32 protein-coding genes, 3 tRNA genes and 2 pseudogenes are annotated in these 24032 nt (G+C 41.5%); 4 read left to right on the top strand and 33 right to left on the bottom strand.

Annotated features, from left to right (window positions below):
- Position 1 precedes the first annotated feature (1 nt).
- From BLV86_RS14200 to BLV86_RS14130, 16 genes and pseudogenes are all read right to left on the bottom strand, one after another.
- Positions 2-541 carry a 3'-5' exonuclease gene (locus BLV86_RS14200; RefSeq protein ID WP_090818779.1) on the bottom strand — a complete coding sequence of 180 codons (540 nt, stop codon included), beginning with the start codon at positions 539-541 and terminating at the stop codon, positions 2-4.
- 136 nt (positions 542-677) lie between these two features.
- Positions 678-998 (bottom strand): TfoX/Sxy family protein, encoded by a 321-nt coding sequence (locus tag BLV86_RS14195; RefSeq protein WP_031554971.1) that lies wholly within the window; start codon positions 996-998, stop codon positions 678-680.
- A gap of 15 nt (positions 999-1013) precedes the next feature.
- Positions 1014-1160, bottom strand: a complete 147-nt coding sequence (cutA, locus tag BLV86_RS18700) for a divalent cation tolerance protein CutA (protein WP_139297932.1) — start codon at positions 1158-1160, stop codon at positions 1014-1016.
- A 16-nt stretch (positions 1161-1176) separates the two neighbouring features.
- Positions 1177-1410, bottom strand: coding sequence for a metallophosphoesterase family protein (locus tag BLV86_RS18810; protein WP_090818777.1), 234 nt, complete (start codon positions 1408-1410; stop codon positions 1177-1179).
- A gap of 53 nt (positions 1411-1463) precedes the next feature.
- Positions 1464-1931, bottom strand: a complete 468-nt coding sequence (locus tag BLV86_RS14180; protein ID WP_090818802.1) for an HD domain-containing protein — start codon at positions 1929-1931, stop codon at positions 1464-1466.
- 65 nt (positions 1932-1996) lie between these two features.
- Positions 1997-2155 (bottom strand): hypothetical protein, encoded by a 159-nt coding sequence (locus BLV86_RS17945; RefSeq protein ID WP_155991515.1) that lies wholly within the window; start codon positions 2153-2155, stop codon positions 1997-1999.
- 33 nt (positions 2156-2188) lie between these two features.
- Positions 2189-2395, bottom strand: coding sequence for a hypothetical protein (locus BLV86_RS14175; protein ID WP_090818772.1), 207 nt, complete (start codon positions 2393-2395; stop codon positions 2189-2191).
- A 172-nt stretch (positions 2396-2567) separates the two neighbouring features.
- Positions 2568-2705: pseudogene (locus tag BLV86_RS14170) on the bottom strand (arsenate reductase family protein); the annotation flags it as partial.
- 23 nt (positions 2706-2728) lie between these two features.
- Complete coding sequence (locus BLV86_RS14165) at positions 2729-3088, bottom strand: arsenate reductase family protein (RefSeq protein ID WP_031554968.1); 360 nt, start codon at positions 3086-3088, stop codon at positions 2729-2731.
- A 168-nt stretch (positions 3089-3256) separates the two neighbouring features.
- Positions 3257-3463: an Imm32 family immunity protein gene (locus BLV86_RS14160; protein ID WP_044917257.1), complete on the bottom strand. Its 207-nt coding sequence runs from the start codon at positions 3461-3463 to the stop codon at positions 3257-3259.
- A 19-nt stretch (positions 3464-3482) separates the two neighbouring features.
- Positions 3483-4520 (bottom strand): S66 family peptidase, encoded by a 1038-nt coding sequence (locus tag BLV86_RS14155; protein ID WP_090818770.1) that lies wholly within the window; start codon positions 4518-4520, stop codon positions 3483-3485.
- 21 nt (positions 4521-4541) lie between these two features.
- On the bottom strand, positions 4542-4700 hold the full coding sequence (locus BLV86_RS14150) for an arsenate reductase family protein (protein ID WP_081828232.1): 159 nt from the start codon (positions 4698-4700) through the stop codon (positions 4542-4544).
- A 9-nt stretch (positions 4701-4709) separates the two neighbouring features.
- Positions 4710-5450, bottom strand: coding sequence for an HAD family hydrolase (locus BLV86_RS14145; protein WP_090818767.1), 741 nt, complete (start codon positions 5448-5450; stop codon positions 4710-4712).
- A gap of 123 nt (positions 5451-5573) precedes the next feature.
- Positions 5574-6305, bottom strand: a complete 732-nt coding sequence (locus BLV86_RS14140; protein ID WP_090818764.1) for a metallophosphoesterase family protein — start codon at positions 6303-6305, stop codon at positions 5574-5576.
- The gene (locus BLV86_RS14135) at positions 6265-6687 is read right to left on the bottom strand and encodes a hypothetical protein (RefSeq protein ID WP_090818761.1); all 423 of its coding nucleotides are present in this window, start codon (positions 6685-6687) and stop codon (positions 6265-6267) included. Before BLV86_RS14135 ends, BLV86_RS14140 begins: the two co-directional genes overlap by 41 nt.
- A 226-nt stretch (positions 6688-6913) precedes the next feature.
- On the bottom strand, positions 6914-7801 hold the full coding sequence (locus tag BLV86_RS14130) for a LysR family transcriptional regulator (protein WP_090818758.1): 888 nt from the start codon (positions 7799-7801) through the stop codon (positions 6914-6916).
- Positions 7802-7935: 134 nt separating this feature from the next.
- Here BLV86_RS14130 and BLV86_RS14125 point away from each other — a divergent pair, with 134 nt between their 5' ends.
- From BLV86_RS14125 to BLV86_RS14110, 3 genes and pseudogenes are all read left to right on the top strand, one after another.
- A complete protein-coding gene (locus BLV86_RS14125; protein ID WP_031554956.1) occupies positions 7936-8457 on the top strand; it encodes a flavodoxin in 522 nt (173 codons plus the stop codon).
- A gap of 218 nt (positions 8458-8675) precedes the next feature.
- Entirely contained in the window at positions 8676-9044 is a 369-nt protein-coding gene (locus BLV86_RS14115) for a nuclear transport factor 2 family protein (RefSeq protein WP_090818755.1), read from the top strand.
- Between the two features lie 14 nt (positions 9045-9058).
- A pseudogene (locus tag BLV86_RS14110) lies at positions 9059-9901 on the top strand (aldo/keto reductase).
- A gap of 198 nt (positions 9902-10099) precedes the next feature.
- On the opposite strand, the gene BLV86_RS14105 reads toward BLV86_RS14110, so the two are convergent.
- From BLV86_RS14105 to BLV86_RS14095, 4 genes are all read right to left on the bottom strand, one after another.
- Positions 10100-10480, bottom strand: a complete 381-nt coding sequence (locus tag BLV86_RS14105) for a DUF488 domain-containing protein (RefSeq protein WP_090818753.1) — start codon at positions 10478-10480, stop codon at positions 10100-10102.
- Between the two features lie 20 nt (positions 10481-10500).
- On the bottom strand, positions 10501-10659 hold the full coding sequence (locus tag BLV86_RS17940; protein WP_175456569.1) for a hypothetical protein: 159 nt from the start codon (positions 10657-10659) through the stop codon (positions 10501-10503).
- A gap of 71 nt (positions 10660-10730) precedes the next feature.
- Complete coding sequence (locus BLV86_RS14100; RefSeq protein WP_090818749.1) at positions 10731-11144, bottom strand: WapI family immunity protein; 414 nt, start codon at positions 11142-11144, stop codon at positions 10731-10733.
- A gap of 518 nt (positions 11145-11662) precedes the next feature.
- Positions 11663-12577, bottom strand: coding sequence for a Fic family protein (locus BLV86_RS14095; RefSeq protein ID WP_090818743.1), 915 nt, complete (start codon positions 12575-12577; stop codon positions 11663-11665).
- Positions 12578-12867: 290 nt separating this feature from the next.
- On the opposite strand from BLV86_RS14095, the gene BLV86_RS14090 reads away from it, so the two are divergent.
- Positions 12868-14454, top strand: a complete 1587-nt coding sequence (locus tag BLV86_RS14090) for a transporter substrate-binding domain-containing protein (protein ID WP_090818740.1) — start codon at positions 12868-12870, stop codon at positions 14452-14454.
- A 165-nt stretch (positions 14455-14619) separates the two neighbouring features.
- On the opposite strand, the gene BLV86_RS14085 is transcribed toward BLV86_RS14090, so the two are convergent.
- From BLV86_RS14085 to BLV86_RS14025, 13 genes are all read right to left on the bottom strand, one after another.
- Positions 14620-15240, bottom strand: coding sequence for an SOS response-associated peptidase (locus BLV86_RS14085; protein WP_090818737.1), 621 nt, complete (start codon positions 15238-15240; stop codon positions 14620-14622).
- A 31-nt stretch (positions 15241-15271) separates the two neighbouring features.
- A complete protein-coding gene (locus BLV86_RS14080; protein ID WP_090818733.1) occupies positions 15272-15523 on the bottom strand; it encodes a hypothetical protein in 252 nt (83 codons plus the stop codon).
- 97 nt (positions 15524-15620) lie between these two features.
- Positions 15621-17081 (bottom strand): Y-family DNA polymerase, encoded by a 1461-nt coding sequence (locus BLV86_RS14075; RefSeq protein ID WP_090818730.1) that lies wholly within the window; start codon positions 17079-17081, stop codon positions 15621-15623.
- Complete coding sequence (locus tag BLV86_RS14070) at positions 17081-17782, bottom strand: XRE family transcriptional regulator (protein WP_090818727.1); 702 nt, start codon at positions 17780-17782, stop codon at positions 17081-17083. Before BLV86_RS14070 ends, BLV86_RS14075 begins: the two co-directional genes overlap by 1 nt.
- Before the next feature lie 218 nt (positions 17783-18000).
- Positions 18001-18369 carry a YccF domain-containing protein gene (locus BLV86_RS14065; protein WP_090818724.1) on the bottom strand — a complete coding sequence of 123 codons (369 nt, stop codon included), beginning with the start codon at positions 18367-18369 and terminating at the stop codon, positions 18001-18003.
- Positions 18370-18536: 167 nt separating this feature from the next.
- Positions 18537-19223 carry a vWA domain-containing protein gene (locus BLV86_RS14060; RefSeq protein WP_031554118.1) on the bottom strand — a complete coding sequence of 229 codons (687 nt, stop codon included), beginning with the start codon at positions 19221-19223 and terminating at the stop codon, positions 18537-18539.
- Between the two features lie 71 nt (positions 19224-19294).
- Positions 19295-19492: a YbaK/EbsC family protein gene (locus BLV86_RS14055; RefSeq protein ID WP_031554120.1), complete on the bottom strand. Its 198-nt coding sequence runs from the start codon at positions 19490-19492 to the stop codon at positions 19295-19297.
- 134 nt (positions 19493-19626) lie between these two features.
- Positions 19627-19698: transfer RNA gene (locus BLV86_RS14050), tRNA-Gly, on the bottom strand.
- A gap of 103 nt (positions 19699-19801) precedes the next feature.
- Positions 19802-19874, bottom strand: a tRNA-Phe gene (locus tag BLV86_RS14045).
- Positions 19875-19879: 5 nt separating this feature from the next.
- A tRNA-Gly gene (locus tag BLV86_RS14040) sits at positions 19880-19950 on the bottom strand.
- Positions 19951-20118: 168 nt separating this feature from the next.
- The gene (locus tag BLV86_RS14035) at positions 20119-20898 is read right to left on the bottom strand and encodes a DNA/RNA non-specific endonuclease (protein WP_090818721.1); all 780 of its coding nucleotides are present in this window, start codon (positions 20896-20898) and stop codon (positions 20119-20121) included.
- A 15-nt stretch (positions 20899-20913) separates the two neighbouring features.
- On the bottom strand, positions 20914-23277 hold the full coding sequence (gene feoB / locus BLV86_RS14030) for a ferrous iron transport protein B (RefSeq protein ID WP_090818718.1): 2364 nt from the start codon (positions 23275-23277) through the stop codon (positions 20914-20916).
- Positions 23278-23404: 127 nt separating this feature from the next.
- Complete coding sequence (locus tag BLV86_RS14025) at positions 23405-24019, bottom strand: HD domain-containing protein (RefSeq protein WP_090818716.1); 615 nt, start codon at positions 24017-24019, stop codon at positions 23405-23407.
- Positions 24020-24032 lie beyond the last annotated feature (13 nt).

Here is a 24032-nt window from a genome sequence, read left to right as displayed (position 1 = left end):
ACTACTCCTTCCTAAAAGAATATGTCCTGATATGATTCTTAGCATCAGCACCTGACTCAAAATACCTTAGAAGTATCTCGGCGCATGCCCGGGAATCACTATCGGCCTGATGGTGATTAAGGCTTATCCCATAGTGATCACACAGGACATTAAGCTTATGACTGATGCCTGGGATCAGCCTTCTTCCCATCTGAACGGTACACATATATCTGACGTATGGTTTCCAGTCTATACCGTATCCCTCAAGGCAGTGCTTTAGGACTCCAAGATCAAACACCGCATTATGAGCCACAAGCATTCCGCTGTTCATAATGGGTTTAATCTTATCCCAAACCATAGGAAAGTTAGGCGCATCCTTGACTGACTGTTCACTAATTCCAGTCAGTTGTACATTAAAATAGTCAAATGACTGCTCGGGGTTCACCAGAGTATAGTATTCTTCAGTAATCCTTCCATCCTCAATAACAGAAATACCTATGGCGCTCATCCTGTTATTCATATGATTCGGTGTTTCAACATCAAAAACCACATATCGTGACATATTCATCAACCTCTAAAACACATTCTGTTCCACTACATCAATTTCATAGTAACCCGGAAAATCCCTTCGAAATGTGATCGGGCCTTCAAGTTCCTTCCAAACATCGTACCAGGCATCAGGAACCGCATCAATTGTCTCAACTTCGTTTCTTAGCTTTAGGTGAAGGCAATTCGTCATACATCACTTCCACCAATTCCCTGAGAAACTCCTTATTATCAACTTCCTCTACAAGTATCATTTCTTTGGCACCTTCATACGGGATTTCCTTAGATGTATCTGGCATCATTTTGACAGAAGATTCTGTCAGTTTCACAAGAAATCGATTATCATATATGCCACCGAACACTTTACCACGATAATAAAGGATGTATTCACCCATCATTGCCCGATAAGAGATTTCATCCAATCCCGAAAGCTGTTCTAATATGAATTCCAAATAATCTTTACTAGATGCCATAAACTTTCCTCTAAATTAATAAAGCTTCAAAATATTTATCACAGGTTCCTCATATGGATGTGCTTTTCTTATAGCTTCCACAGTCCTGTCTACATTTGAATCTTCAACATTAACTTCAACTTTAAATTCAGGCTCTTCGCTCCATTCACCTTGTTGTCCAATCGTAGGATTTGCCCCTTCATCGGAATACCAGACACCTGTGACAAGATAAAGTCACAGGCTGTGTAAATCTCCGCGGACCACAGCTACCTGGATTTAGATAAGTTATTCCGTCTTTCTGCCGGTTCTCATACTTGTGGGAATGACCATATACCACAAAATCAATGCCGGACAGATCTTCTCTTATATGCTTTATGTTGTGGACCATATAGAAGCGATATCCTTCTAGCTCTATCTCCTGCTCAACAGGAATATCTTTTGCCCAGGTCTATCCATCATTCTCCCTCCACAGATTATATGATTCAATCATGCCTCTATTCCAAATTCCTTCATAAGACTGTCAAACCTTGCCTGTTCTTTTTCCTTAATAGGTTTTGATAAGTCATTCACGCAGTGATGGATCACATCAGCATCCTTGAGGACTTCGTCCATGGGACCGTCTACATTCAGCTTGTCATCATGGTGATAGATTGCTGAGCAGATAATTTCAGTTTCCTCAGGAGTTGTAAGTTCAAGCTTTGTAAGAACATTTCTTGCATAATCTGCGCCAAGATGCGCATGATCATCATAAGATTCGGTCTTATAAGCGTGCATGTCGTGAAGCATTGCAGCCATTGCCGCAAGTTCAGGATCAAGACTCCTTTTCTTCGCTATCATTTGAGCTGCCAGTGACACTCCATAAAGATGGGCAATAGCACCGGTTCTTTTATCTTCATCTTCCATCTTGTTAAGCTTCTTATCAATGTATTTTCTTAGTTCTTTTAATCTACTCATGGCATTTCCTTTCCCGTTTATGCTTTCTCCTCCGGAACCATCTTTATAAACTATACTAAAATGCCTTAGCATACCCTATTTCCGTATAAATCATCCCATATTTTCCTTGCTCTGTCTTCACGTGTAAAACTGCCTTTTACTCCGGATTTTTTTAACTCATTCTGCATCTTTAAAAGAGCATACTTCATGTTTTCATTAAAGTTTATTGCAATAAACAGGCGCATCGAGTTTCTCCCCATTGTTGAGAATCAAAGTCATCATACCATTTCGTCTACAAGCTTTGCCGCATAAAAGAAATCCATATCTGTCCTGCCGCTGTCCAAAAATGCTGCCAGAACCTTACAAAATCCCTCTTCATCATATTTACGCCCAAAATCATTAATAGTTTTACCTTCGGTAAATGCTTCTTTTAATTGATAGGTTGTAAAAGCGTAATGCAGAACGTAGATGATATCATCACCCATGCAAATATAAAGGCATGGTTCATATGGATGATAAGATAATCTGTATTAGGTGCGAAAATGATGACAAAAGCCCCGTCAACCAGGCAAGTCCCGGAGCGATAAATGACCTTGTATTGATCCTGTAGTCACTCATATGATTCCCTCCAATATTGAGGCCTGATCAAGATTTATCTCACTCCCACTTCTTCCATACATCCGGCTGATATCCTATAGTAGAAAGCTTTCCGTTTCTCACAATAGGAGTCTTTATCACCTGTTGGTTCTCAAGTATCTTTTCCAGCTTGTCTTCTTCTGCGATGTACTTTATCAAGTCATCATATTTTTGTGACTCCATTAATCTTCTTTAAAAGCCTCATTCCACTCAGACTCCCTGAATCCAACCAAAACCTTATCATCTATGATAAGTAACGGTCTTTTCACAAGCATTCCGTCAGATGCAAGAAGTTTAAACATATCTTCCTCACTCATCTCTGGAAGTTTCTTTGACAACTCCTTCTCGCGATATAGTTGGCCGCTGGTATTGAATAACTTTCTTAACGGAAGACCGCTCTTCTTATGGTATTCCCTCAGCATTTTCTCATCCGGATGATCATCCTTTATGTCGGTCAATGTATAAGCAATTTTATTTTCGTCCATCCACTTCAGGGCCTTTTTACATGTTGAACATTTTTTATAACAATATATCTTAACCATCACAGATCCTTTCTTATAAAGTGATTATTTTACCGGAACACAATGCTTGTCGTTAATCTCACACACCTTTTGTACTCTTCTGCGATATTTTTCTTCCATAAGAGGTTCAGTGGTAAGCCTCCTTTGTCCGTTTTAATATAAAACACTATATGCTCCTTTTCGGTTTTCCTACTGTCGTTCAATAGTCAGTTCTATCGATCCTTCTTCGAGAGAATTATAGACATCATAGTGGATATGATCACCCGGAACACCTTCAGCTAATGCTGTAAGCTGCTTCGCAAGCGATAGCATTCCTTCCCTGTTTGCAGATATTACGATTCCACCGTTTTCAACAGCGGTTTTGATTCCAAAACCATCAACCCATTCAATCTTCATGATTTTTTCCTGATAGACTCTATTCTATACCTTTCTTAAACCTGATAACCTGATTATCAACATCTACTGTTGCATTAACCCCGAACGGAATTATGCACCTTGGTGTTGCGTGGCCAACATTAATGTTTGCAACTATAGGAAGAGCTGGATCATATATAACTTCACGGATTATCTTTTTATATTCTGAAAAATACTTTTCATCCATGGGCTTCCCGCATATGATTCCGGAAACCACATTAAAGATGCCGGTTTTCTTAAGTGTGACCAGCATCTTCCTGTAATGCTCCGGTGTAACCTGTTCCTCACAGGTTTCTAAAAGCAATATCTTTCCTTCCCAGTCACTAAGCTCCGGAAAGAGCTTATACCGTTCACAAAGCACCGGAGAATCCTCATATCTTGTGTTATCGAATATATCAAAAATCGTTTCCAAACATCCGCCAAAGATTTCCCCGCTGAATTGCCCTGATCCCTGCAGCAATTCAAATCCGTTGTTTTTATGCGCTTTTCTTGGCGTGCCTACAGCACCAGAAGACCAGTCAGTTCTTTCCTCATACCAGACATCACTTGGAGTGATTTCTTTGATGGTCCCGGTCTTTATCAGCTCTTCAAAATACTTTGCCGTATATGGAAGCATCTGTTTTTCCATTTCACAGATATCCGACAAAAATGATTGTCCATAAAAGGTATTGAGACCGACCTTATGAAGCATTAAATGATTGATAGTCGTATCTGAAAAACCAAGGAATATCTTTTCCTTAACCGCGTTTTTTAATTCATCATTTCCAAAAAGATAAGGCAGCAATCTATAAGTGTCATCTCCGCCTATGGCACAGAGAATCATATCTATGGAATCATCAGATAAAGCTGCAAGTAAATCTTCTGCTCTTTCCTTTGGGTGATTCTTCACGTAATCTATTCCTTTATCAGCATGAGGCATTATCTTTACTTTAAGTCCATAGTCCCGGAGCCTTTTTATGCCTATTTCAACCTCATGTCTTGCAGAGTCTTCTCCCATGATACCGTATGATAGACTGACAATAGCAACTTTTTTAACCATATACGCACCTCAAACTATTACTCACTCCCACTTCTTCCATACATCCGGCTGATATCCAAGCGTAGAAAGCTTACCGTTTCTCACAATAGGAGTCTTTATCACCTGTTGATTCTCAAGTATCTTTTCCACCTTGTCTTCTTCTGCGATTTTGTGTAATGCATTTCCAACTACCCGGCACATCTTCGGATTCTACATATTTTCAGTCAGACCAAATGCCAATGCCTCTTCCATATATTTTTTAAGTTCCTCAAAGCTACCCCTATGGTACTGGCTGATGTCTTTATTTTCCTTATTTATCATGCAGTCAGTCAGCAAAAACACTTTCATGCCAAGCTCTGCAGCTACCATATCTTCACCAACATCGTTTCCGACCATAAGGCAGTCCTCACCATTCAAGCCAGCCTTCTCCAGCACTTCACGGTAATAATCAAGGTTTGGTTTACAGAAGTTTGAGTTCTCATAGGTTGTAAAGAATTCAAACTCATCAGGCTCCAGTCCTGCCCAACGGATACGGGTTTCTGTTACAACAGAAGGAAACAGCGGATTAGTTGCAAGAGCAATTCGGAATCCTTGATTCTTTATCCATCGTACAGTCTCTGCAGCCTCCGGGTTATAACCGCAGAATCGCTTTGCATCCTTAAATTCATTTGCGTAGAATTCATCAAATAACGGGCGATCCTCTACAGCCTTATCCTCCCCATATATAGAGGCAAAATCTTTCCAGAACGCGTCCTCATTCTTGCAGGATCCGTCGTTCTTCACCATCGCCATTACGCCGTGCCAAATAGTTTTCACCAGAGACTGAAGGTCATAACCACGGGGAGCAGCCTTGGATGCAAGGAGCTTGAAATACCCACCTGTAAACTCTTCCATGTCCATTGGCAGCAATGTACCATCCAGATCAAACAATACCATTTTAATACTTCCCATTTAAACACCTCCGACAATACTTTCATCTATAAGTAATTCATCCCTTAAACTGCAATTATCATGATACATTTCTTTTTCATTACAACATCGCCTTCGCTTTAATTATTCTACCAATAAAATGCATTAAATCCCAGAAGCTGCTTTATTTGTATACGAATAAAACTCTTCTCCTGAATCTAAACATAAAGCAGCAAGTCTTCCGCCAGGGACAAACGCCCCACAATCAATTGCAATATTACCTTTATTCCTGTATATAAATCCGGGTTTGGAATTCCCCTTGATTATCTGAGTAGGTGTATGTCCGGTAACGATATACTTGTTCTGATAATACTGAATATCATAGTTTGTCCTATCCCAAACAAGCTCATTCAGGGAATACTCTTCTAAATCTTTATCAGGTCTGTAATTCCCAAATCCTGCATGAACAAGAAGATAATCTTTCCCGGCAACAGAAACCTCTTCATAAATCAAAAAATCTTTTATGTACTCAATAATATCTATCTGATCTTCTCTGCAGAGCTCCCTGAATTCCTTTATAGTTGTGCTGCATCCGTTCCGCATCCATAAAACCAGGTTGTTGAGTTTTTTTCCATCTAAATCGGCCATGGTTTTTTCTGTGATCTCATTCATGAGAAATTCAAGACATCTCAGCGCCATATACTCATGGTTCCCCAACAGGCAGATTACATTTGGCATCTCCATGAGCTTTCGCATGGTCTTTATAGGATGTGGTCCGCGATCAATGATATCACCGAGGATATAAAGTGTATCTTTATCACTAAACGAAATCTTATACAGCAGATCCATTAACATATCATATTGTCCGTGAATATCCGATATTACGTACGTTGCCATTTACCACGCTCCCCTGGTCTACCAAATTCCGGCCTTTGCTAATGAGTGCTCCCGGTAATACCATAGCTAATAAAGCAAGATGACGGATCCATGCTCTATATATCCCTACAGTTCCAATGAGTCCCAGGATAAATACTAAAAATCCATTTCCAATAAGCGTTTCCCCGATACCCATATTGATTACGTACTGAATTCTAAGCTCCTCTGTCGGATCCTGATATGGAATGCCGGCCTTTATGATAAGGTAGTACAAACCGATCATGAAAATAATAATTCCTGATATGATAACCCCATTCAGTATGCTTTTTATAATATTGAACACTTTGTTCATTAACTTAGGTTTCTCCAAACAGTTTTCATCAATTATTCTATGATTCATCATACCATATCTTCTACACTATAATTAAACAACCACACAAAAAAGACCTAGAGCAATAATTGCTCCAGGCCGTCGCTGAATATTCATGGTAAATATATGTTACCTATAGCTTTCATCTAACGTGAAAAAAAGGTCATAATACTTCCCCCACTTTTATTATGATTAATAATTTTTCTAATGTGATAACCTGTTACGGGATGTGAAGATGATGGTACTTATTGCGCTATATCTATAGCGGAAACGCCACCGCTTCCCTGTATAGTTTCTTTAGGATATCAATAAATTCCATCAGCCCTTCCCTCGAATCATTCTTATGCGTACACAGAACGCAAGAAAAGCTTTCCTTGCAGTCGAACGGTGTCCAGGCAAACTGACCGCTGTGATCATTAAGGAATCCCGGAGCCAGGCAGATTCCTCTTCCAGCTGCCACATTCGTAAGCGTAGTGTCGTGATCCGCGCTATTAAAATAGTCAACCCTCCCTGATGCGAACAGCCTATGCTGTACCGCTTTAAGAGCAGGCGGAGATCCACCACCGACCATCAGTGTCCTTCCATACAGATCTTCTTCGGTCAGCAGATTCTTCACAGCAAGCTCATCATCTCTCTGAGAGATCAGATATATCTTGCTCTCAAAAAGATCGTGTACGGTTATCCCCGGTATCTGTTTTGTCGTCTCCTTCAATGTAAAAAGGATATCCGCTTCCTCCTTCAAAAAACTCTCCACACCATTTTCATATTGGAACTTCGGCGTGATCTGTATATCCGGCTCCTTATCCGCAAAGATCTTTATCGCTTCAGGAAGGAAATATACAGCCTGTCTCACCATCATGGTGATTGTGATATTGTCCTTATACTTTGCGCTGAAATTCTGTCCCTGTTCAATGGCACGTTTCATTTCTTCCCGCATATTCGCAAGATATGTGACAAACTGTGAACCCGCAGGAGTAAGTGCCGCGCCTTTTCCGCTTCTTTCAAATATAGCAAAGCCCACCTCATCCTCCAGCAGCTTTATCTGATATGTCAATGTAGGCTGGCTTACAAACATATTATCTGCGGCACGACTGAAATTCAGCGTATGTGCAAGCTCGATACAATAGTCAATCTGCTTCGTGTTCATAGATTTACCACCTTGTTATTTAATAATTAAATCAATTATATAGTATTTCGATTGGATTTTTCCAGTGCTATATGTGACAATATGCTCAGAAAGAACAAAGGTACAAGACCCAAAATGAAATGGAGGACATATAAATGGCAAAGACATTGATCGCATTCTTTTCAAGAGCAGATGAGAACTACTTCGGCGGAGCAATGAGATATGTGAAGGTCGGCAACACGGAGATTGTTGTTGATGGCATGAAGGAAATGATCGAGGCGGATACCTTTAAAATTGAAATGAAGAATCCTTACTCTCCCGTCTACATGACCTGCATCGAAGAGGCGAAGAAAGATCTCCGGGCAGATGCAAGACCCGAACTTACAAACTACTTGAACAGCATTGATGATTATAACACTATCATCCTCGCATATCCGAATTACTGGGGCACGATGCCGATGGCGGTTTACACTTTCCTTGACAGATATGATTTCACCGGCAAGACGATCCTTCCTCTCTGCACCAACGAAGGAAGTGGCATGGGATCTTCGGAAGGCAATATCAGGAAACTTGCTCCCGGGGCAAATGTCAAAAGAGGTTTGTCCATCATCGGAAGCAATGCTGCAAACTCTACCGGTGCGGTAAAGAACTGGCTTTTAGAAAACGGATTGATCTAAGTAGGTAATCGAGATGGAATACGCAAAAGGATATGTATATGAACTGATGGATAATGGCGGCCCCACAAATATCATGGAACCCTATTTCGTAGAAGCAGTCGATGAGATGATGCGTGCAAGAACGCTTTCCTGAATCATTCAGCCATCCTGTCCGCATCCGGCGGTGTTCCAGCAAAGGTAATCAAATATCTTGACCCATCAGAGCAGAAGGAATAACCATGAACGACATTGAAATCATTGAAGACATCTACAAGCAGTACTGGAAATGCATGATCAACAAAGATGCAGCGGGTCTCCGAAGCCTGATGTCAGAAGATTACTATCTCATGCATATTACCGGCACACTTCAGTCCGTAGACGAATTCATCCGATGTCTGCTTGACGGCACTTTCAATTACTACTCCGCAGATCACGATGATATTCATGTTACCATAAACGGAGAAACCGCAACTATGATTGGAAAAAGTAAAGTTATGGCCGCCGTATACGGCAGTGGAAAGAACAGGTGGAGACTTCGAGGAGACTTCACCCTGAGAAAAGAACAAGGAAACTGGAAGCTTACAAGCTCCAAAGCATCAACCTATTGAAGGAGGAACAGATCATGAAATATGTAATACTTAACAACGGAGTAAAATGCCCTGTTGTCGGAATCGGAACCTTTATGCTATCCCCCACTGATGCAGAAAACAGCGTAAAAGAAGCTCTTAAAATGGGATACTCTCTTGTGGATACTGCAAATGCCTATGTTAATGAACGTGCGTGTGGCAGAGGGATCAAGGATAGCGGAATGAAACGTGAGGATGTATTTCTCTCCACAAAGCTCTGGCCAAGTGAATATGAGAACGACAATGCTGTTGGCGAAACACTTGAAAGACTTGGCGTATAGTATGTGGATCTTCTCTACATCCATCAGCCTGCAGGAAACTGGCTTGCCGGATACAGACAGCTTGAAAAGGCATACAAGGAAGGCAAAATAAAATCAATCGGTATCTCCAATTTTGAAGGGAAATATATCGAAGAACTTAAGACCAAATGGGAGATCGTTCCCCAGTTTATTCAAGTGGAGGCACATCCCTACTTCACGCAGACGGAACTGCGTCAGACCCTGGATAAATATAACATTAAGCTCATGAGCTGGTATCCCCTGGGACACGGCGATAAGGCTCTGATCAATGAACCAATATTTGCAGAACTCGGAAATAAATATGGCAAGTCCAGTGCCCAGATCATCCTTCGCTGGCACACCCAGATGGGATTTGTTGTAATACCCGGCAGCAAGAATGTCGATCACATCCGGGACAATCTGGATATCCTCGATTTTGAACTGACAGCTAATGAGATGGCAGAGATTACAAAGCTGGACAAGAACACAAGGTATTATAACCGCACGGATTCTCAGCTTGCACAGTTTGCTGTATGGAAACCGGATTTTGAGAAGAAGTAATGAATTGAGCTGGTCGATTATATTATCTCAATATTACGATCAGATAAAAATATGTTTCTAGATAATGGAAAGTAAAAGTCTTTAGGTGTAGTAATGATCCCTGAAAAAAGTTCAGGTTTATCTACGAAACCCTCATCACAAAAGCTTCACGACAGATATTACCGGTCATGAAGCTTTTGTATTTGTCCAATTCCTTAGCTAGGACTCATATTTGTTCTCTTTATCACGAGCCAGCCAATCCCTAAGCACTAAAGCATTATTATGTTCTTCATCTTTTGCGGAATAGAGCAAGGTTATGTTCGTAGATCTAAAATGCTCGTTCACAAATCCAAGAAACCTTTCAGCATCCTCTGAAACATCAAGCTCCTCCATGTATTTCCTACGGAATTCAGGATATTTCTCCGGATCATGGTTAAACCATTTCCGAAGCTCCGCCGATGGAGCAATTCCCTTTTCCCATGCATTAATTGCCGCTGATTCTTTCTTTATCCCTCTTGGCCAGAGCCGGTCAACAAGTATCCTTATACCATCATTCACCTCTGGTGCTTTGTAAATTCTTTTAGTTTTGATACTGCCCATACATTGTCGCCTCAATTTATTTAGAAATTTAGCCTTATCTCCATCTCATGCCATTTTTCACCGCCCCAATTGGATGCAGACTCTCCAAGGTCATCAAGTCCAAATTGTTTCAGATTATCTCTTACAAGAACAGCTACTACTTCATTATCTGCTTCATTCATTTCTCTGTATTTAAACATTTTGAAATCCTTTACTACATGTAAACTGAACTTAAAAATCTATTGTCCCCTCATCTTGAAAACAAAATTTGTCATTCAGTATATTTGCTGAAATCAGAAAATAATTGATTGATAAAGCTTCTCAAAATAGTCTGATCAATTTCGTTTTCAAATTTTATTTCCTGTGTATATCCAAAAGCGTTTTTATTGTTCAAGCATCCTGTGACTTTGATATGACCGTTCGGTTCAGCGATAAATACAATATAATTGTGAACACTATATTGTTCTTCCAGTCTTGACTCTCCTGACAGTGTTTCATAGAGATTCTTCAGCTGAACAGCAAATTCAGCTATATCCTGAACACCGACGTCCATAAATGTTTCAGCTGAATAGCCATAACTTGAAACCTTCACGCCTAGCGTTACATTTACAGGATATGCAAAGTCCCGTAAATGAATCTCCGGAGAAAATTCTAATATAAATGTGTCTGTCTCAATTCTATACATTTTTTCTCTCAAACTCTGATTTATCATTCTAACAGCTGATTAATCATCTGCTCATAATCATCTGAAATTAACGTTACCTCTTCACTGGCACAGTGAAATTGTTACGCCAACATATAAATTTTAACATGTATGAAAGGAGATTGCTGATAAGTTCCTGAAGCTTTCGGAGTATCTTGAGAGAACCTAAGAGGGTTCTGTTATCCAGGCATACAAGGAGGATTCCATCGAGGCTCTTGGAGTAGGCGCTTACATGGGCTTTATTTCAGGTGAGAATGCTGCTAAATATGCTGCACAGTAATTAAAAGTTTATAATAAACAGGACTTTCGCTTTGAATGAATCACCCAGGCGAAAGCCCCGTTTTTTTGTTTGTATTCTATAACAACTTATGGCAGGTGTAGTTCCTGTCAGTTCCCACCTGTTATTTCTTCAAGCTGCCTAGTCCCCTCTTTACTGAGGTAAGGCCTGAATAATCTTAAACTCAAAGAAATAAATGCGTTTTCATCCATATTTAACAATATTATTCTTGCAGTATTTCAAGCATATCAAGCAGGCTTTTAAATGTATCCTGACCATCAAGACAAGTATCCATAAGCCAGCCTTTCTCATTACGCCATTCAGAAAGACCTCTGTAATAATAGTTCTTCTTTGCATCCTCAATAATGAAAGGAATGACATTGTAACGAAGACACTCTTTTAATGCGACGAGCCTTCCGACACGGCCATTTCCGTCCTGAAATGGATGGATATACTCGAATTCAGCATGGAATGCTATGATATCTTCAATGGTAACATTATCCTTGGCGTTATATCCATCTATCAGGGCTTTCATATGCTTATGCACCTCAGACGGTTTTGAAGTTTCTCTTCCTCCAACAATATTAGCACGCTTTTTATAATCTCCTACTGCAAACCACCCAAGAGTCGAATCCTTGGTATCATGCTTGAGAATATAATGAAGATGCTTGATCATATCTTCTGTAAGCTGATCCTCAGCAACGTCTATTACATAATCAATCGCTCTGAAATGATGAACTGTTTCCAGAATATCATCTACCGGAATCCCGTCGCCTACATCAATTGTATTTGTTTCAAAGATCAATCTTGTCTGATCTTCTGAAAGTTTACTTCCTTCGATATGATTGGAGTTATAAGTCATTCTTACCTGAAGCTCATGATAAAGACCTCCCGGCATCCTAATAGCCTTCTCATCACGTAGTACCTGAAGAATCCTGTTATCGGAAATCTCCCTCATGATCACATCGGGTGATTCACATAGATAATCGGCAATCTTCTGTATGCTCCGTTTGGAAAGCTTCTCTCCTTTTTTTATCTTTGCAATCGTTCGAGTGGACAGTCCAAGTTCCGTGGATAGTACTGTCTTTCCTATGCCCTTTTCCTTTAATGCTTTTTCAAGACCCTCATACGAGATCATAGTGAGCTCACCTCCATATATTCTTTACTTATTTTATCGTGTTGCGCTAATAAAGTAAAGATATGTAGCCTTGTCAAAGTTCTTTGTGGGAATACTTTTGACACCCACATCATTATATAATATGGAACGGAATTTATGCCGATAAATAATTATACTATTGAACAATAACAGCATATTTGATGATACAGGTTTATAGGGAACGGTGCAAAGTTAATAAGGAGCCAATTAGATCTGCATCTGTATGTCAGAGATAAATGGCGAAAAACATGCATTTATAGAGGAGAAAAGAAATGGGTTTTAGTCAGGCTCGAAAAAAACAGCTAATTACATTTTTGATGTCCACATGTATCCTCATGGTTTCAATGTTCACCCTCAGTGCTGCTGCGGAAGAGTCCGCCGGTTTCAGCAGTCTCTCTGACTTTAAAGGCAAACAGATCTCAATGCTTACAGGAACATCCTTCGATGTTTATATGGAAAAAAATGAGATACTAAAAGGGGATGTGGATATCCTTATGCAAAACAGTACTGTGGACTCGATTTCCTCAGTAATCTCAGGAAAGAGCGACGCCGTCATCATGGATCTGCCCATAGCTGAAATAGCGGTGGCAGAGCACGAAGAACTTGCCATCTTTCCGGAGTGCATTCAGGATGATGCTTATGGATTTGCATTCCCAAAAGGAAGTCCACTGGTTTCGCCTTTTAATAAAGCACTGAAAAAGCTCATGGACGATGGTCTCGAAAAAAAGATGGCTGAGAAGTGGATGGGTAATGATGAAGCACTTAAGGTTATCAACCCTCCGGATTGGGAAGGTTCAAAGGGGACTCTCAGATACTGGGCAAATACCGGTGCTCCACCCATGTGCTACCTGGGTTCCGACGGCACACCTGTAGGTTATGCAGTTGATATCGTAATGCAGGTTGCACGGGAGATGGACTATAAGGTTGAAATAACAGAATGCGCATTCAGCGGACTTATCCCATCGGTTCTGAGCGGAAAGGCAGACCTTGCGGGAGCAAGTATGTCCATAACAGAAGAGCGCCGTGAAAAGGTGGATTTCTCGGATCCTTTTTACAGGGGTGGATCCTTTTTGGTTGTAAGAAAAGACAGACTTGCTTTATCCGATAAAGCCGGAACAGCGGAAACTAATGAAGAAACCGGCAATCTCATTGCTTCAATAAGAAACAGTTTTTACAAAACCTTCATTCAGGAAAACAGAGGAAATGTATTCCTAAAAGGGTTTCTGAATACCATGATCATTACCATAGCGTCAATGTTTTTGGGCTGTGTGTTTGGATTTTCATTATTCTTCCTCTGCCGAAAAACCGGGAAAACAGTGTTCAGTATAGTACAGACAGTGACCGGTGTCATAGTCGGAATTCCTGCTGTAGTACTTCTGATGGTGCTGTTCTATGTCATTTTCGGTAAACATGATATCTCGGGAATCATTGTTTCCATCATGGCATTCACCCTTACCTTTGGGACTTCGGTGTTCAGTATGCTTCAGGTAGGAACCGGAGCGATAGACATTGGCCAGACTGAAGGCTCTTATGCTTTGGGATTTTCAGATAATGAGACCCTCTTCAGAGTCATTCTACCCCAGGCGCTTATGCATATTCTTCCTATCTTTAAAGGTGAAGCGGTATCCCTTCTGAAGTCAACCGCCATTGTCGGTTACATCGCTGTTCAGGATCTGACAAGGGCCGGTGATATGATAAGAAGCCGTACTTTTGACGCCTTCTTTTCACTCATATCTGTTGCAGTCATATATTACGTGGTCGGCAGACTTATGGGAATGCTTATCGGTAAGTTACAGAAAAGCCTGGACCCGAAAAGGAGAAATATCGACAGAATTCTTATGGGAGTGAAAAGAGTTTGACCCCGATAAAGACCTGTGAAGATACCGTTTATACTTTACAGGCCTTTTTTCAATCTTCTTTTAAGCTGTCAGATATTTGTTTTTCATTATCCTTATTTCTTCATCAGACAGGGCCAGCCCATCAAGTATATATCTGCTTATGTCCCCATGATTCATAATACCACATCATTTCAAACAAACGACCATATCCGACAGAGCATAAGGCAATATCTCTGTCGGATCAGATGTCGGACTGATCCATGCTTCTATCTTATCTTTGGGAAGCATTACCGGCATACGGTCATGTATCCGTGATAACTCTGCGGTTGGTTCCTTTGTAAGGATTACAAATACCGGATATCCATCTTCGATTCGATACAGCCCGCAAAGCCAGGTTACGGTACAACCTTTTGGCTGGATGGCATATTGATCTCCGGTTTTTTCTTTTCCGTCAGGACTTTTGAAATGCTGCCACTCAACGTAATAGGAAGCCGGAATGATGCATCGGTGTGATTTCCAGGCCTCTCTGAAGGTAGGCTTTATACCTGCAGTTTCAACCCTTGCATTAAACAGTGTTCTTTTATTGTCTCTCGCCAAAAATCCCCATTGCATGGGGAATACTGTTTTCATCCCTTTTGCATTCGGGGCGATGACCGGAACGATATCGGTAGGTCGCACCACCCCGTCGGTAATGATCGGACGGGCATGAGTATCTATGAACTTACTCGCGAGAACAGATCTTGATACCGCATAGGTTATTTCTTTTAATTCCGGTAGTTCCTTTTCCAGTGCATATCTTGTACACATATTTTTCCTCTATATTTTTTATCTTTTATTTCTACGGTGTTTCCTCTAAAGGCGAAGTTTCGTCAGTGAATAACTCCGAAACTTTAGTTTCTGTCTTGAATAACTCCTCATTAAAGCCTTTCAAAGCGTCAAAAGGGCTGAAAATTTTAGCTCTTCTTGAAAGATCCATGGCCGGATGCCTGATTGAAAAGCTGTCATATTTGTCATGTACAGGCTTGCCTTTCTCCAAAACACTTTTGTATTTAAATGAAGGAGGGAAATTTGAATCGCCGGTAATACTCATATCTGGTCTCCCTTCCGCCGTCGTGTTGTGGCACAAATGGTGATGAAAAATATTTTTTAAACTTGTTCATCAAGTCTGAAAACAGACCAAAGTTCACTTATGCTCTGTGGCCTCCGATCTGTTCGTTCCTCATCTTTGTGGTTGCACCTTCCAAAAAATTAATTCCTTTCAACATGGCATTAGCTCCATATCTGTTTCGCACCTCCAGAAGCGCTGCGTGAAGTTGTCTATCTCTATTCAGAGCATCGTAGTCTGTAAAGAGATCCATTTGATAAACTCCGTTATCAGATTTCACATCACAGGCGCATATTCCAAGCTTCCTTAAAAGTACCCTGTGGTCACTTTTTTTATCTACATCCTTCATAATCCCTTCGATAACGATATTTGCGGTATTGGTGGCTGATTTAAATCTTACGGTACCGGTTGAATGGGCGGGATGAAGTCTCCCGTACCAGTCTATGGCAAGTCTTCCGTCATAGCCCGGGAAATATTCAAGACTCTTATAATCATAACTGATCCACCACGTAAATCTTGAAGATACAAGTTTTTTCTTATACATATCACAGCATAAGATATCTATCATTTCCTTGAAAACTATACAGGCTTCATCATATTTGTAGGGTCTCGGAAGAACCTGACCATTGGAAAGAGAATGATTGTCACTTTTATAGTGTTTAATATCATACATGGTCACCGGTTCCACGCCCCAGGCATGGTCTATGAGTATCTCAGCATCTATTCCGAAAACCTTATAAAACCACTCTTCATCACACTGTGAACGCTCGGCAATGTCTCCCATGGTGTACATGTGATTTTTTTCGAGCCTTGCTGCTTTACCACGACCGATCTGCCAGAAATCCGTCAATGGCTTGTGTTCCCAGAGGAGATACCTATAGCTTTCCTCCGTAAGTCCTGCGATACGGACTCCGTCCTTATCTGCAGGGGCTTTCTTTGCCACGATATCCATAGCTATTTTGGCAAGATATAAATTTGTACCTATTCCCACTGTGGCTGTGATTCCGGTATTCTTAAGAACATCCCTTATCATAGTCATAGCCATAACATGTGCCGGGTGTTGTCCGGACTTTGTGGCATTCATTTCGTAGAAGTGAAGATATGGCGTACAATCGATGAAGCATTCATCGATACTGTAAATGTGAATATCCTCAGAAGATGCATACTTTAGGAATATCCCATAGATTTTTGCTGAGGTTTTTTCGTACTCGGCCATACGTGGTGTTGCAGTAATATAAAGTACCTTTGTATGATAAGTCTGCTCATATTTTCTGATGGCCCGCTTTGCCTCAAAAAGCCTCGGTCTGCTCGGAACACCTATAGCTTTCAGGGCAGGAGATACTGCAAGACAAATAGTCTGATCCGATCTTGTGGCATCCGCCACCAACAGCTTTGCTTTCAGAGGATCCAGTCCTCTGGCGACACATTCCACTGATGCATAAAAGCTTTTCATATCTATAGCGATATAAATTCTGGAGGCTAAAGAAACGCCTTCAAAATTCTTTTCGCCGTTTACAGTTGATTTTTCGTTCGGGATACTCATCACTCCGCAAGCTTTCCGAAAATCCTGAAGGTACTGAATTCATCTATCTTTATGGGTTTATACTTTGCATTTAGAGATACAAGGAATGTCCCAAGCTTATTGGACACGTACTTTTTTATGTAGGTCATATCATCGAAAAAGAAAAGACCTATATCACCGGATTCGAGATTTTCCCTCTGCTCGATCCAGACAAGCTCTCCGTCATGAAACCTGGGTTCCATACTGTCACCGGCGATATAAACGCCAAAATCAGCTTTATCAGGAACCGGTTCCCTTATCTCCATCACTTCAAAATTTTCTTCATCAAGGAAGTTTCCGGTACCGGCAGATGCACGTGTAAGCGCAACCTTCATATACCGGACAGGCATAGGGATAACTCCCTCCGGCAGTTTTTTATAATCACCGGACTTTTCCAAAAGATTGATATAATCAAGAACCTTCTGTATGCCTTCCTCATTAAGCTCTATAAAGGGATCCAAAGGATTCTCCCCGATGAATTCCGTATAGATATCGTATATTTCCAGAATCTTACACAATGCCAAAAGTGCCTCTGCATTGGGTGTACTGTTTCCTTTTTCCCATGCACTGATACCGGCATTCTTAATGGCGATATCATATTCGCCAAGAAGTTTAGCCAGCTCCTTCTGGGACAGTTTCTTTCTTCTTCGGTTACGTGCTATTACCTCACCTATATTTCTCATGTATAACCTCTTTCAGCGTGCGAAGCCCCGGGATACTCATCAATGTATATGCATTGTACCATACGTATGTTCTTAATTCAACGCTTTATTGATTTTTAACAACAAAAAAGAGTATTTTCTATGCTGCATAGATTTTACCTGATTGTTGATCAACCGGTATTTTTTGCCAAAAAAAAGGGTCAGACCCAAAATGTCTGACCCTGACGGCTAAAGTAATCTTATCTTATATTCACTATACTTGCTCCAAACGGGCAAAGGCTCAGCCTTGCTATCTTAAAGAACTGAAGACCAAATGGGATTCCAATGATGGTGACGCACAGAAAACAGCCAATCAGAAAATTTCCCAAAGCAAGTTCAATGCCTGATAAAAAGAACCAAAGAACATTTAGAAGAAACGAACCTGCTCCTCCACCATTTACTATTTCTTTACCAAAAGGACAAAGTGATAATGTTGAAAGCTTGAAGCATTGCATCCCCACCGGTATTCCTATGATAGTAATACACCAAAGAAGTCCTGCCAACCACCAGCCGATGGCGCTCAAAAGGCCTCCACATATAAGCCATATAAGATTTCCAAGAAAAGTCATGATGATATCCTCCCGTACAACATTGAGTTTTTAAACCTGATACCATGAATCTCTGATTCTCTGTGCACTGAGATGACTGTAGCAACGGATCTTTAATTCATTCCCATTATTACATATCCCTCATCATTTCTCTATTACCATTTTTTGCGTCATGACGCAATTTAGGGTTATCTCCTTCCCTGAACCTTGCCACGTTTCCTGAAATCTACATTGATTTCTTCATGCCAGTCACTTTCATCGAGACATTCACCTGCCTTTGCAGCACTGGGGGCCATCATTACCGAGCATACAGCCTTGGAAATACCGGAAAAGACATTAGCGGTACCAAGTTCATCACATACGTAGTTAACTGCCCGCTCCTTACGGATACCAAACTTTTGCGCTTCCGCATAGGCGTCTATATTGGCACCGATGAAAATGAATTCCCAACCATACTTCTCCTGCTGATGTTTCACCATTTTTTCAACTTCCTCCCTTGAGTACCGGGAGCTTGCATTCTCCATTCCGTCAGTGGTGATAACAACGATAGTATTATCAGGTCTGTCTTCAGGTCTTATATATTTGTGAACATTACCGATATGGTGGATCGCACCGCCTACTGCATCAAGAAGAGCCGTGCATCCTCTGACATAATACTGCTTGTCTGTCATCTTCTCTATCTTTTCAATCGGAACTCTGTCATGTATCACTTCACTCAGGTCATCGAAAAGAACTGTGGAGACCAATGCCTTCTCCCCTGTCTTCTTCTGCTTTTCCATCATGGCATTGAACCCGCCGATTGTATCTGCCTCAAGACCTCCCATAGATCCGCTTCTGTCCAAAATGTAAACTATCTCTGTATAACCTTTACTCATTCTGCTACCTCCTGCATATCTCTGTATATTATTTCTGCCCCTCTGCAGCGAGGCATTTCTTATCTGTTGTCTTAATGATACATTTTTGCAAATAAAAAAAGGTAAACTCGCGGTTTACCTTTAAAAAAAACGGCTGGATCAATTTCAGCTTCTGTGCATCCGATCTGTTGAGCAGCGTGCTCTACAGTATCTATTGTCTCCGGGTGTTCCGTAAGTCTGTCGCCAAATCCCTTTATTTCAAGAAATTCCTTTACTTTTGAATTTATCATCGGTATTTCCTCCAATATTTTTCTATCAATATTGTAACAGACAAAAACAGAAAAGCCGTAATCCTTTATAAAAAAAGCAAAAACTAAAAGAAAAGGAATCATTGATTTCTCAATGATTCCTTAACTAAGTAACGAGCGCGAGACGGGGATCGAACCCGCGATCTTCGCCTTGGCAAGGCGACGTAGTACCACTCTACTACTCGCGCATTATTAATGTCCGTTCAACTTTCATTTCTGTGAAGAACGAAACACTATACAAAAGATGATCAGTTTCAGTGTGAATGTTATCGCTGTCTTTATCATCTTGGATGCCCAGAACCGGAATCGAACCAGTGACACGAGGATTTTCAGTCCTCTGCTCTACCAACTGAGCTATCTGGGCAGCTAAGCGGGTGATGGGAATCGAACCCACATGTTCAGCTTGGAAGGCTGACATTCTACCATTGAACTACACCCGCAATTGCTTTTCGCAATCACCTTATCGGTGACGCGAGTGTTATGATACAAAACTTAAGCGGCATTGTCAACAAAAAGTTGCTTTTTATTTTTAGAATATTTTAAAATTATTTTTCATTTGTTTTAACCGGTCAAACCGTCTTATATTCATCGGATTTCAAGTATCCGGACTACTTTATTTTCCGGTTTTCTCCCGTGCTGTAATCGATTTCTATTCCGGGCTGAACATTGTAGCAGTACACACAAAAGCATATGCCCTTCCCGCCGTCTTCTACGGATAATGCCTCCATCAGCACTCCGTCAGCAAGCAGATTGTCTCCCGTGAACATGGGTGTAACTCTATAGAGAACATGATTATCGGTCTCGTCAATATATTCCACAACCATCTCTTCAAAGGGACGCATACCATCATAGTTCATGTATCTTGTGCCGGTAATGAGATTTCTCTCATTGTCATTCTCCGCAGTCAGTGAATAAGCAATCAAATGACTTCTGTTATAAAGATATGGCGGATCCGAATCCACTATCCCCGGATATTTCCTCTGTACCCATCCTGTAGGCTTTATATGGGATATATCGCCGCGCTTCTTTCTGGGCATCAGCTCACGGCAGGCATTGGCATAGGCCACACCGCAACGCCCCAGGGAATCAAAATCACTGTAGATTTCAAAAGCCTCTGTGGTCATATCATCCGCTGTAAAAAAGGGAACATTATCATTTATGACCGCATAGGTTTCTCCGGAATATTCCGGTATCGCATAGACAGATTCAGTCTTAACTGTTTCCGGTTTAACTGTCTCGGGCTTAACATTTCCCGGATGGGATTGCAAAAATGTGGTATATATAACCGCAATGGCTATCACCAGCCAGGTGATAAAACTTGTCTTCCCTGATTTTTTTATGTATTTATCGTTTCTGTATTTATTCTTTCTATTGTCGTTATACGCCATAACACCACATCTGATTTAAACAAATCCTAAGGCAAGTCCCAGAAGCCTGACTATGAAAGCCACCACCCATGCAACGAAGCATTGGAAAAAAACTGTAATAATTGCTGCTCTTCCTCCGGACTCCTGTTTTACAGACGCAATAGCCGCAACACATGGAGTATAAAGAAGACAAAAAACAAGAAATACAAAGGCTGTCAGGCCACTTAATTCCGCCCTTAGTCCGGAAGTTCCACCATAAAGCACAGTAAGCATGGAGACCACACTCTCCTTCGCAAGGAAGCCTGAGATGAGGGATGTCACTATCTTCCAGTTTCCGAACCCGAGAGGCGCGAATAATGGCGCGATGCCTCCGGCAAGTACCGCAAGTATGCTCTTTTCGGAATCCGTTACAAGGTTAAATCCGAGATCAAAATTCTTTAAAAACCATACAGCGATGGTTCCGAGAAAGATAACCGTAAAGGCTCTCTGAAGGAAATCCTTTGCCTTATCCCACATAAGCATTACAACATTTTTAAGTCCCGGAAGTCTATAGTTGGGAAGCTCCATAACAAAAGGAACCGCTTCTCCGGAAAACAATGTTTTCTTTCCGATCAGAGCCACAACTATAGACATGACTATACCGATAAGATAAAGAGCTATAGTCACGACAGCCGCATATTTCGGAAAAAATGCCGCCGCAAAGAAAGCATAGATTGGCATCTTTGCACTGCAGCTCATAAAAGGTATCAGAAGTCTCGTCATCTTTCGGTCTCTGTCGGAGGGCAGGGTTCTCGCAGCCATGATGGCAGGAACACTGCAGCCGAAGCCTATCAGCATCGGGACGATACTTCTGCCGGATAGTCCCAGTTTTCGCAAAAGCTTATCCATAAAGAACGCGACTCTCGCCATATAGCCGCTGTCTTCAAGCATAGACAAAAAGAAGTAAAGCACCACAATGATAGGAAGAAAGCTAAGCACCGAGCCTACACCCTCAAATATAGCGTCAATAACAAGCGAATGAATAGGGGCGGAGACATTGGCAGAAGTCAGAGCTGAATCCACTATCTCTGTAAGGTTTCCTATAAGCACCTCCAGAATTCCCTGGAAGAAGGCTCCTATCACGTTAAAAGTCAGGAAAAAGACCAGACCCATTATAATTATGAATGCCGGTATGGCAGTCCACCTTCCGGTAAAAAATTCATCCAGCTTCCGGCTTCTGGTGTGTTCCTTACTTTCATGAGGTTTGACCACCGTCTGCCTGCAGATTCTGTAAATGAAGGTGAAACGCATGTCTGCAATGGCTGCTGCCCTGTCGAGACCACGTTCCTCTTCCATCTGTGAAACGATATTTTCAAGCGCTGCTGCATCATGTTCATGCAGCCCCAGAGCATCCTTAACCAGCTTGTCTCCCTCTATCATCTTGCTTGCAGCAAAACGGATCGGTATCTCTGCTTTTTCCGAATGATCCTCTATCATGCTCATAACGGCATGAATGGCACGATGCACGGCACCGCCATGATCATCCTTCCCGCAGAAGTCCTTCCTGCCGGGTTTTTCATTATATCTCGCTATATGTACAGAATGCTCTATGAGCTCTTTAATGCCCTGATTTTTCGCTGCGGAAATGGGAATGACCGGCACCTGCATAAGCTGCTCCAGAAGGTTGACATTAACCGTACCTCCGTTACCCGCCACCTCATCCATCATATTGAGGGCGATGACCATAGGTATATCCAGTTCCATAAGCTGCATGGTCAGGTACATGTTCCGCTCAATGTTTGTGGCATCAACGATATTGATGATGGCTGAAGGCTTTTCCTCCAGAACAAACTGCCTGGAGACCACTTCCTCACTTGTATAGGGCGAAAGAGAATATATTCCGGGAAGGTCCACGACTTCCGTGTCGGGATACCCCTTTATGGGGCCGCTCTTTCTGTCTACTGTAACTCCGGGAAAATTGCCCACGTGCTGATTTGCTCCCGTGAGCTGGTTAAACAATGTCGTCTTTCCGCAGTTCTGATTACCTACAAGTGCAAATGTAAGCTTTCCGGTTCTTGCCTCTTTCTTCTTATGTTCAACATAGTATTCAGGTTTATCAGCTTCTTCGCCGAGAGACGGGTGCGGGATATCCTTATATGAATCCGGCTTCCCATCCGGTTCCGGACTTCCTCCGCTTCTCACATCTCTGATTTCTATCTTATCCGCGTCCGAAAGTCTTATTGTCAGTTCATAGCCGGCTATCCTAAGCTCCATGGGATCTCCCATGGGTGCAAACTTTATAAGTGTCACATCCACTCCCGGTATAAGTCCCATGTCAAGAAAATGCTGACGTAAGGCACCTTCTCCACCTATACTTTCGATAGTGGCTGTTTTTCCTTTTTCCAATTCTTTTAAAGTCAAGCTGAATTCCTCCTGAAAATCGATAAGCATATTATTGCACTAAACACGTATGAAAGTCGAGATGGTATTACGGAGATTCTCTAAAAGCAAAAAAGGGATCCGCCGGTTAAGCGTTTCCCTTTGCAGGTTAATCGGATATTTTCTTTTCTATCTCCCTGAGATCCAGGTTTCCAAACAACTTACTGCAGAGTTCATCATATTCTTTCCAGGCGTCGCTGTCTGAAAAGTCCTTTGCCAGAATATCCCTCAGGGTCTGGTAGTACCACCCCTGAAATACCGGATCAGACTGATTAAAACGATCCCAGAAAGAGTCACGGTCACTTTCATAATCCCTGACGGAGGCACGTATATTGGAAAGCTTGTCTCCGAGACAAATAAGCTTCGTCTCATATTCCGCCTGTTCGATGTGATCGATGGTTTCCTTCTTCCTTATGACCCAGGTACTCTCACGGGGCTGATCATTTCTTTTGTTCTCAGTTTCATTTTGAACCAGGTCCGCAACTCTATTCCCGTAACGGATTTTTATATCCTCATAGCCATAATCCGTATCCTCTATTACATCATGAAGCAGTGCCGCTATGATAACATCCTCATCCTCTGTGATAGAAGCTACGATCATAGAACACTCGATTGGGTGAATGATATAAGGCACATCCGAACCTTTCCGCATTTGTTTTCTGTGAGCATGGGATGCAAACTGTAATGCATCCTGATATCGTTTTCCGGAAAAGATATGATCCATAATGATTTCTCCT

Origin of the sequence: Oribacterium sp. KHPX15 (assembly GCF_900107835.1) — a bacterium.
Lineage (GTDB): Bacteria > Bacillota > Clostridia > Lachnospirales > Lachnospiraceae > Oribacterium.
This window is presented reverse-complemented; position numbering and strand designations above follow the sequence as displayed.